A 14,437-nucleotide genomic window follows, 5' to 3' on the forward strand; every position below is an offset into this window, starting at 1 on the left:
CTCACGCCTCCCGGCGCGCTCCCGTCGACGCCACCGCGGGGAACACCCGCGGCGTCCGGAAGCCCGCCGCGGCGAAGGCCTCGACGACCGACTTCGTGACCGTGTCCGCCTCCGCCGCCTCGACCAGGACCACCGCGGAGCCGCCGAAGCCGCCGCCGGTCATCCGGGCGCCGAGTGCCCCCGCCGCGTTCGCGGTGCTCACCACCAGGTCCAGCTCAGGGCAGGAGATGCGCAGGTCGTCGCGGAGCGAGGCGTGGCCCTCGGTCAGAACGGGGCCGATCGCCCGGACGTCACCGGCGTCCAGGAGGCCGATGACCTGCTCGACGCGGTGGTCGTCCGACACGATGTGCCGCACGTACCTGCGGATCCGCTCGTCGGTCAACCGCGCCAGGGCGGCAGGAAGTTCGGCGTACGCCACGTCGCGCAGGTGGGACACCCCGAGCAGGCGCGCGCCCTCCTCGCACCCGGCCCGCCGCTCGGCGTAGGCGCCGTCGCCCAGCGCGTGCTGCACGCGGGTGTCGACGACCAGGAGCCGCAGCCCGCGGGCCGCGAGGTCGAAGGGGATCTGCCGTATCGACAGGTCGCGGCAGTCCAGGTGCAGGACGTGGCCCTCGGTGCAGCACGCCGACGCGGTCTGGTCCATCACGCCGCAGGGCACCCCGACGAAGGCGTTCTCGGCGCGCTGGGCGAGGACCGCGAGCTCGGGCCGGGTCAGCCCGAGGCCGTACAGGGCGTCGAGGGCGAAGGCGGTGACGACCTCCAGGGCCGCCGACGAGGAGAGGCCCGCGCCCGTGGGGACCGTGGACGCCAGGTGCAGGTCGGCGCCGGTGACGGCGTGCCCGGCGCCCCGCAGCGCCCAGACGACCCCGGCGGGGTAGGCGGCCCAGCCGCCGTCGGACAGCGGGGCGAGCTCGTCCACCCGCAGCTCGACGAGCGGGGCGTCGATGTCCGCGGAGTGCAGCCGCAGCACGCCGTCGGTGCGCCGGGCGACGGCGGCGACCGCGGTGTGCGGGAGGGCGAGCGGCATCACGAAGCCTTCGTTGAAGTCCGTGTACTCGCCGATGAGGTTGACCCGGCCGGGTGCCGAGAAGACCCCTTCGGGCTCGTACCCGTACAACGCGCGGAACCGTGCGGCGACTTCGGTGACCGGATCCATGATCCCCCTGCCCTCCCTGCGGACTGGCTGTGCTGTGCGGTCTGCGGAGCGGTCCGCGGACTATCCGTTGCGCCCGGCGAACGCCCAGGCGTCGGCGACGATGCCCGCGAGGTCCGCGCGGGTCGGGTTCCAGCCGAGCTTCTCGCGCGCGGTGGCGGCGGACGCGACGAGGACCGCGGGGTCGCCGCCGCGGCGGGCGGCCACGACCTCGGGGATCGGGTGCCCGGTGACCCGGCGGACGGTCTCGATGACCTCGCGCACCGAGAAGCCGTTGCCGTTGCCGAGGTTGCAGATGAGGTGCTCGCCGGGGGTGGCGGCGCCGACCGCGAGGAGGTGGGCCTCGGCGAGGTCGGCGACGTGGATGTAGTCGCGTACGCAGGTGCCGTCCGGGGTCGGGTAGTCGTCGCCGAAGACGCTGATCGCCTCGCGCCTGCCCCGGGCGACCTGGAGGACGAGCGGGATGAGGTGCGACTCGGGGTCGTGGCGCTCGCCGTACGCGCCGTACGCGCCCGCGACGTTGAAGTAGCGCAGCGAGACGGCGGCCAGGCCGTGCGCGGCGGCCTCGCCGGTGATCATGTGGTCGACGGCGAGCTTGGAGGCGCCGTAGGGCGAGGTGGGGGCGGTCGGGTCGGACTCCGTGATGGGGGTGTTCACGGGCTCGCCGTAGGTCGCGGCCGTCGAGGAGAAGACGAGCCGGCGCACGTCCGCGTCGCGCATCGCGGCGAGCAGCGCCATGGTGCCGCCGACGTTGTTGTCCCAGTACTTCTCGGGCTTCACGACGGACTCGCCGACCTGCGAGAAGGCGGCGAAGTGCAACACGGCGTCGAAGGAAGAGTCCAGCCACTTGGCGGCATCGCGGATGTCGCCCTCGACGAAGGCCGCGTCCGCGGGGACGCCCTCGCGAAAGCCCGTCGAGAGGTTGTCGAGGACGGTCACCTGGTGCCCGGCCTCGATCAGATGCTGGGCGACCACGCTTCCCACATAGCCCGCCCCGCCGGTGACCAGGTACTTACCGCTCATGAACTCGCTACCTCTCGCAGTCGCTGGGCCGCGGCTTCCGGCGGCACGTCGTTGATGAACACGCTCATGCCGGATTCGGAACCCGCGAGGAACTTCAGCTTGCCCGAAGTGCGGCGAATCGTGAAAAGTTCGAGGTGCAGGGCGAAATCGTCCCGATTGATGCCGTCGTGTCCGTCCAGCGCGGTGAACGGCGCCTGGTGCCAGGCCGCGATGTAGGGGGTGGGGCTCTCGGCGCCGCCCTCGCGCTCGCCCGGGCCGAAGAGCCGGTCGAAGCGCCGCAGCAGTTCCAGGTAGATCCGCGGGAACTCCGTGCGCGCCGCCTCGTCGAGGGCGAGCAGGTCGGGCACCCGGCGCTTGGGGTGGAGGTGCACCTCGTAGGGCCAGTGCGCCGCGTACGGCACGAAGGCGATCCAGTGCTCGCCCTCCAGGACGACCCGCTCCCCCGCGCTCTCCCGGGCGACGATGTCGTCGAAGAGGTTGCCGCCGCCGGAGGTCTCCTTGAACGCGGCGAGCGAGCGGAGCATCAGGGCCGTGCGGGGGGTGACGAAGGGGTACGCGTAGATCTGCCCGTGCGGGTGGCCGAGGGTCACGCCGATCTCGGCGCCGCGGTTCTCGAAGCAGAACACCTGCTCCACGGAGGGCAGGTGGGAGAGCTCGGCGGTCCGGTCGGTCCAGGCCTCGAGGACCAGACCGGCCTGCTCGGGGGTGAGGTCCGCGAAGGACGCCGTGTGGTCGGAGGTGAAGCAGACGACCTCGCAGCGGCCCGCGTCCCCGGCGAGCGAGGGGAAGCGGTTCTCGAAGACCACGACGTCGTACGAGGAGTCGGGGACCTCGCTGAGCCGGTCCCCGGCCGAGGGGCACAGGGGGCACTCGTCGGCCGGCGGGTGGTAGGTGCGGCCCTGGCGGTGCGAGGCGATGGCCACGGCGTCGCCGAGCAGGGGGTCCGTGCGGATCTCCGAGGTGGTCGAGACGGGCCCGAGCGGGCGCCGGTCGACGGCGTCGCGCACGGCGTCGTCGCGCACGTCGTAGTAGATGAGCTCACGACCGTCGGCGAGACGGGTCGAGGTCTTCTTCACGTCCGGGGCTCCTCACCACCCACCCAACAGAACCGCACATAACAAATCACAAGCCAACAGCTCAGTCAATGCCGGGCCACCCGCCGCCGGCCCGCCCGACCCCGCATGATCGCGGGAGGCCTCGATCACAATCAAACAAAGAACACCAACAGAAGTGTTCAGTTATTGAAGCGAGGGGCGTAGGTTCCGGTCTGATCCGTTCGCGCAACGAAGCGAGTTCACATGCAGTCCCCGACACAAACCCTGGCCGAGGGGCTTCGGCTGCCCACCAACGGCCTCGACTACGCGATCCTGGCGATCTACTTCGCCGTGGTCCTCGGCATCGGTTTCGCCGCCCGGCGCTCGGTGAAGACCAGCCTCGACTTCTTCCTCTCGGGCCGCTCCCTGCCCGCCTGGGTCACCGGCCTCGCCTTCGTCGCCGCGAACCTGGGCGCCACCGAGATCCTGGGCATGGCCGCCACCGGCGCGCAGTACGGCGTCGCGGTCGTCCACTGGTACTGGATCGGCGCCATCCCGGCCATGGTCTTCCTCGGCCTGGTCATGATGCCGTTCTACTACCGCAGCAAGGTCCGCTCCGTCCCCGAGTTCCTGCTCCAGCGCTTCGACAAGTCGGCGCACCTGCTCAGTTCGGCGCTCTTCGCCTTCGCGGCCATCCTCATCGCGGGCGTGAACCTCTACGCCCTGTCGATCGTCGTCGAGGCGCTGCTGGGCTGGCCGCAGTGGGTGGCGATCGTCGTCGCGGGCCTGTTCGTGCTCGCGTACATCACCATCGGCGGCCTCTCCTCGGCGATCTACAACGAGGTCCTGCAGTTCTTCGTGATCCTCGCCGCGCTGATACCGATCTGCGTCATCGGCCTGAAGAAGGTCGGCGGCTGGGACGGTCTGACCGGCTCCATCGAGAAGCAGCACGGCGAGAACTTCATGACCGCCTGGGGCGGCACCGGCATCGGTGACGCCAACCCGCTCGGCGCCAACTGGCTGACGATCATCCTGGGCCTCGGCTTCGTGCTCTCCTTCGGCTACTGGACGACGAACTTCGCCGAGGTGCAGCGCGCGCTGTCGGCCAAGAACCTCAGCGCCGCCCAGCGCACCCCGCTGATCGCCGCCTTCCCGAAGATCTTCATCGTCTTCCTGGTGATGATCCCGGGCCTGGTCGCCGCGGTCCTCGTCCCGAAGATCGGCACCCCCGGCTCGGACCTGACGTACAACGACGCGATCCCCTATCTGATGCAGGAGTTGCTGCCCAACGGCGTCCTGGGCATCGCGGTCACCGGTCTGCTCGCCGCGTTCATGGCGGGCATGGCGGCGAACGTCTCGTCCTTCAACACCGTGTTCACGTACGACATCTGGGCGAAGTACGTGGTCAAGGACCGTGAGGACGGGTACTACCTGAACTTCGGGCGGCTGATCACCGCGATCGGCGTGCTCGCCTCGATCGGCACGGCGTTCATCGCCTCGTCGTTCTCGAACATCATGGGCTACCTGCAGACGCTGTTCTCCTTCTTCAACGTCCCGATGTTCGTCGTCTTCATCATCGGCATGTTCTGGAAGCGCGCCTCGATGAAGTCCGGCGTGTGGGGCCTGGTCGCCGGCACCTCGGCGGCGATGATCAACTACTTCTGGATCTACAAGCAGGGCGTCATCGACATCCCGACCGACCAGGGCGCCAACTTCGTCTCGGCGATCGTCGGCTTCGTCGCCGGTGCCGTCGTGATGGTCGCCGTCACCCTCTTCACCGCGCCGAAGCCGGCGGCCGAACTGGCCGGCCTGGTCTACGGCACGGCCTCGCCCGGCCTGGAGGACGAGGGGGCCGAGGCGGGCGACGACGCCTGGTACCGCAGGCCCGCGCTGCTCGGCTGGGGCGCCGTCGTCCTCGCCGCGGCCTGCTACCTGCCGTACTCGCTCTAGCCCCGATCGGAGGACCGAAGACCATGTCCGACCTGCACAACGAAGTCTCCGAGCTGGAGCGCAAGTCCGCGACCGCCGCCCGTCTCTTCGACATCCGGCGCATCATCGGCGGCCTGTTCGTCGTCTACGGGATCATCGTGACGATCGCCGGCATCACCGCGTCCGACGCCGACCTGAAGAAGGCCGAGGACATCAACATCAACCTGTGGACGGGCCTCGGCATGCTCGCCCTCGGGCTGTTCTTCCTCGGCTGGCTCTGGCTGCGCCCGACGGCACCGCCCACGCCCGAGGAGCCGCAGGCCCAGGAGAAGTGACCGCCGCCCGCCCGCCGGCGGGCGCACCCCCCGTCGGGGCCCGGCTCACCTCGGTGGCTCGGGCCCCGTCGGCGTGTCCGGGCCCTCGGCGCCGCCCGCGTGGTGGGCGTAGGCCGCCGCGGGCCGCTCGGCGCGGTCGAGCAGGCCGGTGCGCGCGGCGAGCGCGGCGGCCTCCAGGCGCGAGCCGACGCCCAGCTTCATCAGGACCCGCTGCACATGGGTACGTGCGGTGCTCGGCGCTATCCCCATCCCGGCGGCGATCAGCCGGGTGTCCTCGCCGTCCGCGACCCGGACCAGGACCTCGACCTCGCGGGGCGTGAGCATCTGCAGGAGCCGCTGGCCCTCGTCGTCGGGCTGGGCGGCCGGGTTCAGCAGTTCGCCGAAGGCGCCCTGGAGCAACTGGGGCGCGACGGCGGCCTCCCCGGCGCGCGCCTTCATGATGGCGCGCTCCACTCCTTCGATGCGCTCGTCGTGCCGCACGTACCCGGAGGCGCCGGAGGCGAAGGCCGCGGCGATCCCGCGCGGGCTCGGCACCGGGCCGAGCACCACCACGGCCACCTGCGGACGCTCCCGCTTGATCTTGACGACCGGGTCGAACATGCCCGGCTCGGCCGGTGTCGCCGTGCCCAGGAGGCAGACCTCCGGCGCCCTGCTGATGACCAGCTCCGCCGCTCCCGCGGCGGGCGCGGCGGCCGCGAGCACCCGGTGCCCGCGCAGTTTCAGCGCCGAGGCGAGGGCCTCGGCGAGCAGTCGATGATCGTCGACCACCATGAGCCGCACACCCATAGCAACCCCCCAGTTCCCCCCACTGATCCCCCGGTCCACCGGTCGCCCTGCTCTCCCGCTCCCCGTGGACCGCGGGCCCCCCGACCCTCCATCCCCCGGAAGCTACACGCTTGTTCGACGTTGCGCGCCCCCTACCGGCCAGAAGCGGCCCGGAATGCCGAAATCCCTGCCATTGCCGGGTGGTGGCGCGTACCGGGTGGTAGACGGACGGCGGCGGCCGCCCCCTCGTCCGTGCGAGGGGGCGGCCGCCGTCGGTGGATCCGCGCCTACTTGGCGACGAAGCCGATCGCCACGTACTCCTTCTCGTCCTTCGAGAAGGGCTTGCTCAGGAGCTTCTTGCCGAGGAACAAGTGCCCGTTCGCGTAGAGGAGTTCGTTGGACTTCGGGACCATGCCGCTGATCGCGCCGGTGACCGCCTCGGTGCCCGGGGTCTCCAGGAGCTTGGTCTCCTTCATCGTCTTACCGTCGAGGGAGACGATCTGGGCGCCCTGCTTGTAGCCGTGCGCCTTGTACGCGATGACGTTGCCGCCGTCCATGCGGACCGGGAAGATCTCGCCGTTGTCACCGGCGACCGCGCGGTCGCTGGTCGGCTTGCCGGTGGCCAGCGAGAACGACACGATCTCGTTGGTGCGGTTGTAGCTCTCGCCGCTGCCGTCGTGCTGGCGGGTGGGGACGTACAGCCGGTCGTTGCCGACCGCGATGGAGTGGCAGTCGTTGACCATGTTGACGCCGCAGTCGTGGTCGTACTTGCCCTCCTCCAGCGAGATCTTGGTGCGCAGCTTGCCGTTGCCGCCCAGCGCGAAGACGTCCGTCACGCCGGATGCGGTGATCTCGGTGGTGTCCTGGCCGAAGACGACCGGGTTCGTCGAGATGATCTTGGCGTTGTCCACGCCGTCGGCGATCGGGTACGTCCACTTGTCGTCGCCGGTCTTCGGGTCCAGGAGCTGGACCTTCAGCTTGTAGTCGCCGAACGTGCCGCACTTGCGGACCGCGACGAGCTGGTCGCCGCCCGCGTAGCCGACGTCCTGGCACTTGCCGACCTTCGGCGACCAGAGCGACTTGCCCTTGACGTCCCAGGCGGCGCCGCCGCTGGAGGTGGCCGCGCCGGCGGCGATCGTGGTGCCCGAGATGGTGACTTCCTTGAAGGCCGCCTTCACGCCGTTCGACTCGGCGCTCTCGGTCCACAGCTTCTTGCCGGACTTGAGGTCAATCGCGGAGACGTCGGTGCACTGCTCGTAGTCGCCCTTCTTGTTCCGCTTCGCCTCCTCGGAGACGACGGCGACGATGCCGTCCTCGGTGACCTCGCGCGACATCGCGCAGGTCATGCCGGCGAGCGGGACCGTCCACTTCTTCTTGCCGGTGTCCGGGTCGTAGCCGTTGACCTCATTGATGCCGGACTTGGCGTAGACGTCCTCGGTCAGCACCGAGCCCGTGGCGGTCCAGATCTGGTCCTTGGGGATCTCGGGCTGGGGCAGCTGCATGAGGACCTTGGCCGCGGGGTCGGCCGGGGCCTTCTCCTTGGCCGTGCCCTGGCCGGGCAGACCGCCGCCCTTCTCGCCGCCCTTGCCCTCGCCCTTGCCGCCCTTGCCGCCGGAGCCCTGCGAGGTGGTCTTCGAGTCGTCGTCCTTCGTGGAGGCGTAGAAGATGCCGCCACCGACGATCAGCGCGATGGCGACGACCGCCGCGATGATGATCGTCGTCTGCTTGCCGATCTTCTTGCCGCCACCGCCGGTGCCGCCGGGGCCCGCCATGGGCTGCGCCGGCATGGTGGGCGGCTGCTGGTAACCCTGCTGGTACGGCTGCTGATAGCCCTGCTGGTACTGCGGCTGGGCGGGCTGCGTCGGGTAGCCGTAGCCCTGCGGGGCCTGCGGGGCCGGGGGCTGCTGCGGGTAGCCGTAGGGCGGCTGGCCCGCCGGGGGCGCCGGCGGGGCCTGCGGCGGCTGACCGGGCGGGGCCGGGGGCTGCGCGGGCGGCGGGCTCTGCGGCTGCTGGGCCGGGGACCCGGGCGCCTGCGGGTAGCCGTACGACGGGTCCGGGGCCTTGCCGAAGCCTCCGGGCGGAGGGTCCTGCGGGGCGCCGAAGCCGCCCTGGGAAGGCTCGTTCGGCGGCGGCTGCGGCGGCTGGGGCGGCTGGGGCGGCTGAGTCATGAGGGTGTCGATTCCTTGGGGACGGGAAGGGGCGAGAGCAGTCGGGCGAAGGACGGGGCGGCAGCGGTCACTTGCCGAAGGCGAGCATCAGTTTCGACTCGCTGGACGTGCTCATGATGTTGGTGGTCGAGATGTAGAAGCGCCCGTCCACGTAGTCGACGTCCTTGGAGTAGAAGCCGCTCTCGATCCGCGAGGTGCCCTTCGGGTGCTGCAGAAGGGTCCTGGGCCGGTGCGAGCCGCTCGTCGCGAGGGAGACGACACGGCCGCCGGAGTCGTACGACGGTTTGATGTACGCGATGAGCGAGCCGTCGGCCATCTTCAGCGGGAGCATCGTCTCGTCCGTCGGCGACTTGGCGCGCCAGGCCTCCTTGCCGGTGGCCAGGCTGAACGCGACGACGTCGTTGGCGTCGCTCTTCTCGTCCGTCGGCAGGTAGAGGTACTTGTCGTCCGCCGTCACGCCCAGGCAGCCGCCCAGTTCACGGTCGAGGACCGACGTGCCGCACTCGGGGGCGAAGTTGTCCTTGGTGACGATCTCGGAGCGCGTCCTGTCGCTGTTCTCCTCAAGGACCGAGATGTTCCACTTCTTCTTCTCCTCGTTGCGGAGGTAGACGACCGTGGGACTGACCGAGTAGAGCTTGCTGATCCGCCAGCCCTTGGGGAACTTCTTGGTCCACAGGGCGCGGCCGGTCTTCGGGTCGAGCTGCTGCAGCTCGTCGTGCTGCTTGGGCGTGCTCGCGCCGCAGGACAGCGCCATGATGAGCTTCTTGCCGCCCGCGAAGCCGTTGGGGAAGCAGCTGCCCTCGTCCTTCTTGCCCGCGACGAAGAGCTTCTTGCCGTCGCTCATGCGCAGCGCGGTGCCCGACTGGTCACGGCCGACCATCAGCACGTCGCCGACCACGACGAGGTGGCTCTGCATCGCGAAGTCGAAGAGGCCCTCCTCCTTGACCGGCTTGCCCCAGCCCTTCTCGCCCGTCTTGAGGTCGACGACCTGGAGCTGGTTGCACTTGGCGCTGCTCTTGGTGCCTTCCTTGTACGCGACGACGATCCTGCCGTCGTCGGTGGCGGTCTGCGTCGCCGCGCAGATCTTCTGCGGGAACTCGATGGGCTTCCAGGCGGCCTTGCCGCTGTCCACGTGGTACGCGAGGAGCTGCTTGTAGGCGGCCTTGACGGCGATGCCGTCCTGCACCCACATGCCCGGGGCGTCGCCGCCGGAGCCGGGCACCTTGGGGGCCTCCTTGTACCAGAGGACCTTCGCCTCGCCGGCCTGGCGGCCCTCGTTGAGGTCCTCCTTGCCGTCGTAGCCGTCCCCTTCGCCCGTGCCCGGGTCCGCCGAGGCCGACGCGGTGGGCTTGGGGTCCTTGTTCTTCGCCTCGGATTTCTTCCCGCCGTCGTCACCTCCGCCGACCACGGCGTAGGTGACACCGCCCGCGACGAGCAGCGCGGCCACGGCCGCGGCGACGATCACCACGAGCTTCTTGCGCTTGCCGTCACCGCCGCCGGGCGGGGTGCCCGGCCCGGCGGGGAACTGCGGCTGGGTGGGCGGCTGCGGGTAGCCGTACTGCGGCTGCGTGCCGTACGGACCGGCCTGCTGGGGCTGCCCGTAGGGACCGGGCTGCTGGGGCTGCGTGCCGTACGGACCGGGCTGCTGCGGCTGGCCGTAGGGACCGGGCTGCTGCTGGGGTTGGCCGTAGGGGCCGGGCTGTTGGGGCTGCCCGTAGGGGCCCGGCTGCTGCGGGTAGCCGTAACCGGGCTGGGGAGCGGCGGGCGGCGGGGTCTGCGGCGGCTGGCCGGACGGCGGCTGCGGCGGCTGACCGGGTGGCTGGGGCACTCCGGACTGCCGTGGATCCTGCGGAGCTCCGAAACCGCCGGACGGCGGCTGGTTGGGCGGCTGAGTCATCAGCGCTCCCCCCTTCACTGATTTTCGGCACGCCAATGGGTGCTTTCAGGTCAGCCTTTCTATCACCCTGAGCCCGTACCACACGGGGCCGGTCCACCCCCTGTTCCCAAGGGAGGACCGGCCCGTGATGCGTCCGTTACGCGAGCTCCACCGGGTCTCTACGCGTCGTCGGCGAGCTCCAGCCAGCGCATTTCCAACTCTTCCCGCTCGCCGACCAGTTCGCGCAGTTCGGCGTCCAGTTTGGCCACCTTCTCGAAGTCGGTGGCGTTATCGGCGATCTGGGCGTGCAGCTTGCTCTCCTTTTCGGACACCTTGTCCAGCTGCCGCTCGATCTTCTGGAGCTCCTTCTTGGCGGCGCGCGCGTCGGCCGCGGAGACCGTCCTGGTGGCGGTGGACTGCGCGGGCGCGGCCTGCGCGGGGGCCGCGGGCACCGCCGCCTGCGCCATGCGCTGCCTGCGCTCCAGGTACTCGTCGATGCCGCGCGGCAGCATCCGCATCGTGGCGTCGCCGAGCAGCGCGAACACCTGGTCCGTCGTGCGCTCGACGAAGAACCGGTCGTGGGAGATGACGACCATGGACCCCGGCCAGCCGTCGAGGACGTCCTCCAGCTGCGTCAGCGTCTCGATGTCCAGGTCGTTGGTCGGCTCGTCGAGGAAGAGGACGTTCGGCTCGTCCATCAGCAGGCGCAGCAGCTGCAGCCTGCGCCGCTCACCGCCGGAGAGGTCGCCGACCGGCGTCCACTGCTTCTCCTTGTTGAACCCGAACGTCTCGCAGAGCTGTCCCGCGGTCATCTCGCGGCCCTTGCCGAGGTCGACGCGCTCGCGCACCTGCTGCACGGCCTCCAGGACGCGCAGGGTCGGCTTCAGCTCGGCGACCTCCTGGGAGAGGTAGGCCAGCTTCACCGTCCTGCCGACGGCGATCTTCCCGGCCGCGGGCTGGACGTCGCCGTCGCTGCGGGCGGCCTCGGCCATGGCGCGCAGCAGCGAGGTCTTGCCCGCGCCGTTCACCCCGACCAGGCCGATGCGGTCGCCGGGGCCGAGCTGCCAGGTCAGGTGCTTGAGCAGCAGCTTCGGTCCGGCCTGGACGGACACGTCCTCCAGGTCGAAGACCGTCTTGCCGAGCCGCGTCGTCGCGAACTTCATCAGCTCGCTGGTGTCCCGCGGCGGCGGCACGTCGGCGATCAGCTCGTTGGCCGCCTCGATGCGGAACTTGGGCTTGCTGGTGCGGGCCGGGGCGCCGCGGCGCAGCCAGGCCAGCTCCTTGCGCATCAGGTTCTGCCGCTTGGTCTCCTCGGTGGCGGCGATGCGCTCCCGCTCGGCGCGCGCGAACACGTAGTCCGAGTAGCCGCCCTCGTACTCGAAGACGGAACCGCGCTGCACGTCCCACATGCGGGTGCACACCTGGTCGAGGAACCAGCGGTCGTGCGTCACGCAGACGAGCGCCGAGCGGCGTGTGCGCAGGTGCCCGGCCAGCCAGGAGATGCCTTCCACGTCGAGGTGGTTGGTCGGCTCGTCGAGGACGATCAGGTCCTGGTCGGCGATGAGCAGCTTGGCGAGCGCGATGCGGCGCCGCTCGCCGCCGGACAGCGGGCCGATCACGGTGTCGAGCCCCTGCGGGAAGCCCGCCATGTCGAGCCCGCCGAACAGGCCGGTCAGCACGTCCCTGATCTTGGCGCTGCCCGCCCACTCGTGGTCGGCGAGGTCGCCGATGACCTCGTGCCGGACGGTGGCGGCCGGGTCGAGCGAGTCGTGCTGGGTGAGCACGCCGAGGCGCAGCCCGCCGTTGTGCGTGACGCGGCCGGTGTCGGCCTCCTCCAGCTTGGCGAGCATCCGGATCAGGGTCGTCTTCCCGTCGCCGTTGCGCCCCACGACGCCGATCCTGTCCCCCTCGGACACGCCGAGTGAGACGCCGTCGAGCAGGGCACGGGTGCCGTACACCTTGCTGACTGCCTCGACATTGACCAGATTGACGGCCATTTCTCTCCTGACAGGGGGGATCGATCGATCCTCCAGCGTAGTCGCCCGGACGGCCCTGCCCGCCGGCCGCTCCCCGGGGCCGGGCGGGCGCGCTCAGAGCACGCGGGCGCCCGGCGCGGGCGAGGGGGCGACGCGGGCCGTGCGGCAGGTCCCGGAGGCGCGCAGCGCGTCGGCGATCCGCCCGGCGGACGCGGCGTCCCGCGCGAGGAACGCGGTCGTGGGGCCCGAACCGGAGACGAGCGCGGCGAGCGCGCCCGCGGCCGTGCCGGCCGCGAGGGTGTCGTGGAGCGCGGGGAAGAGGGAGAGGGCGGCGGGCTGCAGGTCGTTCGAGACGGCGGCGGCCAAGGCGTCGGCGTCTCCCGTGCGCAGCGCGTCCAGGAGCGCGGGCGAGGCCTCGGGGGCGGGGGCGGCGGGCGTGAGCCGGTCGAACTCGCGGTACACGGCGGGTGTGGAGAGCCCGCCGTCGGCGACGGCGAACACCCAGTGGAAGGTGCCGCCCACCTCCAGCGGCTCCAGCTTCTCGCCGCGGCCGGTGCCGAGGGCGGCGCCGCCGACCAGGGAGAAGGGCACGTCACTGCCCAACTCGGCGCAGATGTCGAGCAGTTCACCGCGTGACGTGTTCGTCCCCCACAGCGCGTCGGCGGCCACGAGGGCGCCCGCGCCGTCCGCGCTGCCGCCGGCCATGCCGCCCGCGACGGGGATGTCCTTGGCGATGTGGACGTGCACGTCGGGGGCCCGGCCGTGGCGCGCGGCGAGCAGTTCGACGGCGCGGGCGGCCAGGTTCGTGCGGTCCAGGGGCACCTGGTCGGCGCCGGGGCCCGCGCAGGTGATCCGCAGCCCGGCGGCGGGGGTGACGGTCACCTCGTCGTGGAGGCCGACGGCGAGGAAGACGTTGGCCAGGTCGTGGAAGCCGTCGGGGCGCGCGGCGCCCACCGCGAGCTGCACGTTGACCTTCGCGGGGACGCGGACGGTCACGCTCACGCGGCGGCCTCCTTGTGCTCGGCGATGCGGGCGAACTCCTCCACGGTCAGGGCCTCGCCGCGGGCCTGGGGCGAGACCCCGGCGGCGACGAGCGCGGCCTCGGCCGCCGCGGCGGATCCCGCCCAGCCCGCGAGGGCGGCCCGCAGGGTCTTCCTGCGCTGCGCGAAGGCGGCGTCGACGACGGCGAACACCTCGCGCTTGGAGGCGGTGGTCCGCACCGGCTCGGCGCGGCGCACCAGCGAGACGAGTCCCGAGTCGACGTTCGGGGCGGGCCAGAAGACGTTGCGCCCGATGGACCCGGCGCGCTTCACGTCCGCGTACCAGGCGGCCTTCACCGACGGCACGCCGTACACCCGCGAGCCCGGCCCGGCGGCGAGCCGGTCGGCGACCTCGGCCTGCACCATCACGAGCGTGCGCTCGATGGTCGGGAAGGTGTCGAGCATGTGCAGCAGGACGGGCACGGCGACGTTGTACGGGAGGTTCGCGACCAGCGCGGTCGGGGCGGGGCCCGGCAGCTCCCGTACGAGCATGGCGTCGCTGTGCACCAGCGCGAAGGAGTCGGCCTTCTCCGGCAGACGCGCCTGCACGGTGGCGGGCAGCGCGTCGGCGAGCACGTCGTCGATCTCGACGGCGGTGACGCGGTCGGCGCTCTCCAGCAGGGCCAGCGTCAGGGAGCCGAGCCCCGGGCCGACCTCGACGACGACGTCGTCCGGGCGGACCTCCGCGGTGCGGACGATGCGCCGCACGGTGTTGGCGTCGATGACGAAGTTCTGGCCGCGCTGCTTGGTGGGACGTACGCCCAGGGCAGCGGCCAGTTCGCGGATGTCGGCGGGGCCGAGGAGGGCGCCGTGCTCAGTGCTCACCGCACCAGGTTACGGGGCCTGGCCCCTGGGCCTCGAACGGTCCCACGGGGCGGGGGCCCGGGGGGGTGGGGTTCACCCCGTCTCCCCCTGCGGCCCCGAACAGGCCCGCCGCTCCGCGGCGGATACCTCCCACCCACCCACCCGTTTGCCCTGCGCCGTTCGGCGGGAGTAGGGGCGGGTGAGTCCCGCTGAGCCGGAGGGGGCCGGGTGAGCCCCGCCCTCGTGCCGGGCGGGGGCGGGTGGGTGGGGAACTCCCCCCACCTCTCCGGTCGAGGGGACTTGTCGGCTCACTCCCGCCTCTTCGGTCGAGGGG

11 protein-coding genes are annotated in these 14,437 nt (G+C 71.5%); 2 read left to right on the plus strand and 9 right to left on the minus strand.

All coding sequences use genetic code 11. The features are described 5' to 3' along the window. Window position 1: 1 nt before the first annotated feature. From galK to galT, 3 genes are read right to left on the minus strand one after another with little or no spacing between them, the layout of a single operon-like run. Window positions 2–1,156: a galactokinase gene (gene galK, locus ACFYXE_RS32515; RefSeq protein WP_389318780.1), complete on the minus strand. Its 1,155-nt coding sequence runs from the start codon at window positions 1,154–1,156 to the stop codon at window positions 2–4. Between the two features lie 60 nt (window positions 1,157–1,216). Further along, window positions 1,217–2,176 carry a UDP-glucose 4-epimerase GalE gene (galE, locus tag ACFYXE_RS32520; protein WP_389318782.1) on the minus strand — a complete coding sequence of 320 codons (960 nt, stop codon included), beginning with the start codon at window positions 2,174–2,176 and terminating at the stop codon, window positions 1,217–1,219. Continuing rightward, the gene (galT, locus tag ACFYXE_RS32525; RefSeq protein ID WP_389318784.1) at window positions 2,173–3,252 is read right to left on the minus strand and encodes a galactose-1-phosphate uridylyltransferase; all 1,080 of its coding nucleotides are present in this window, start codon (window positions 3,250–3,252) and stop codon (window positions 2,173–2,175) included. Before galT ends, galE begins: the two co-directional genes overlap by 4 nt. A 222-nt stretch (window positions 3,253–3,474) precedes the next feature. Here galT and ACFYXE_RS32530 point away from each other — a divergent pair, with 222 nt between their 5' ends. Beyond that, window positions 3,475–5,160, plus strand: a complete 1,686-nt coding sequence (locus ACFYXE_RS32530) for a sodium:solute symporter family protein (RefSeq protein ID WP_361177275.1) — start codon at window positions 3,475–3,477, stop codon at window positions 5,158–5,160. Between the two features lie 23 nt (window positions 5,161–5,183). Continuing rightward, window positions 5,184–5,474 (plus strand): hypothetical protein, encoded by a 291-nt coding sequence (locus ACFYXE_RS32535; RefSeq protein WP_361177273.1) that lies wholly within the window; start codon window positions 5,184–5,186, stop codon window positions 5,472–5,474. Window positions 5,475–5,519: 45 nt separating this feature from the next. Here ACFYXE_RS32535 and ACFYXE_RS32540 read toward each other — a convergent pair whose 3' ends face one another. The 6 genes from ACFYXE_RS32540 to rsmA form a co-directional block, all read right to left on the minus strand. After that, window positions 5,520–6,260, minus strand: a complete 741-nt coding sequence (locus ACFYXE_RS32540) for a LuxR C-terminal-related transcriptional regulator (protein ID WP_389318787.1) — start codon at window positions 6,258–6,260, stop codon at window positions 5,520–5,522. A gap of 266 nt (window positions 6,261–6,526) precedes the next feature. Next, on the minus strand, window positions 6,527–8,407 hold the full coding sequence (locus tag ACFYXE_RS32545) for a PQQ-binding-like beta-propeller repeat protein (protein ID WP_389318789.1): 1,881 nt from the start codon (window positions 8,405–8,407) through the stop codon (window positions 6,527–6,529). A 67-nt stretch (window positions 8,408–8,474) separates the two neighbouring features. Next, window positions 8,475–10,304, minus strand: coding sequence for a PQQ-binding-like beta-propeller repeat protein (locus ACFYXE_RS32550; RefSeq protein WP_389318791.1), 1,830 nt, complete (start codon window positions 10,302–10,304; stop codon window positions 8,475–8,477). 158 nt (window positions 10,305–10,462) lie between these two features. After that, window positions 10,463–12,280, minus strand: coding sequence for an ABC-F family ATP-binding cassette domain-containing protein (locus tag ACFYXE_RS32555; RefSeq protein ID WP_389318793.1), 1,818 nt, complete (start codon window positions 12,278–12,280; stop codon window positions 10,463–10,465). 93 nt (window positions 12,281–12,373) lie between these two features. After that, window positions 12,374–13,261 carry a 4-(cytidine 5'-diphospho)-2-C-methyl-D-erythritol kinase gene (locus ACFYXE_RS32560; RefSeq protein ID WP_389318795.1) on the minus strand — a complete coding sequence of 296 codons (888 nt, stop codon included), beginning with the start codon at window positions 13,259–13,261 and terminating at the stop codon, window positions 12,374–12,376. Further along, on the minus strand, window positions 13,258–14,124 hold the full coding sequence (gene rsmA, locus ACFYXE_RS32565) for a 16S rRNA (adenine(1518)-N(6)/adenine(1519)-N(6))-dimethyltransferase RsmA (protein ID WP_361181044.1): 867 nt from the start codon (window positions 14,122–14,124) through the stop codon (window positions 13,258–13,260). The genes ACFYXE_RS32560 and rsmA overlap by 4 nt, the downstream gene beginning before the upstream one ends. Window positions 14,125–14,437: the final 313 nt, after the last annotated feature.

This window comes from Streptomyces sp. NPDC002564 (assembly GCF_042889645.1).
In the GTDB taxonomy this organism is placed as follows: Bacteria; Actinomycetota; Actinomycetes; order Streptomycetales; family Streptomycetaceae; genus Streptomyces.

What these genes read in the sequence shown, in the direction of transcription:
- galK (WP_389318780.1), bottom strand. Translation starts at nt 1,156, where the DNA reads ATGGATCCGGTCACCGAAGTCGCCGCACGGTTCCGCGCGTTGTACGGG.
- galE (WP_389318782.1), bottom strand. Translation starts at nt 2,176, where the DNA reads ATGAGCGGTAAGTACCTGGTCACCGGCGGGGCGGGCTATGTGGGAAGC.
- ACFYXE_RS32530 (WP_361177275.1), top strand. Translation starts at nt 3,475, where the DNA reads ATGCAGTCCCCGACACAAACCCTGGCCGAGGGGCTTCGGCTGCCCACC.
- ACFYXE_RS32535 (WP_361177273.1), top strand. Translation starts at nt 5,184, where the DNA reads ATGTCCGACCTGCACAACGAAGTCTCCGAGCTGGAGCGCAAGTCCGCG.
- ACFYXE_RS32540 (WP_389318787.1), bottom strand. Translation starts at nt 6,260, where the DNA reads ATGGGTGTGCGGCTCATGGTGGTCGACGATCATCGACTGCTCGCCGAG.
- ACFYXE_RS32545 (WP_389318789.1), bottom strand. Translation starts at nt 8,407, where the DNA reads ATGACTCAGCCGCCCCAGCCGCCCCAGCCGCCGCAGCCGCCGCCGAAC.
- ACFYXE_RS32550 (WP_389318791.1), bottom strand. Translation starts at nt 10,304, where the DNA reads ATGACTCAGCCGCCCAACCAGCCGCCGTCCGGCGGTTTCGGAGCTCCG.
- ACFYXE_RS32555 (WP_389318793.1), bottom strand. Translation starts at nt 12,280, where the DNA reads ATGGCCGTCAATCTGGTCAATGTCGAGGCAGTCAGCAAGGTGTACGGC.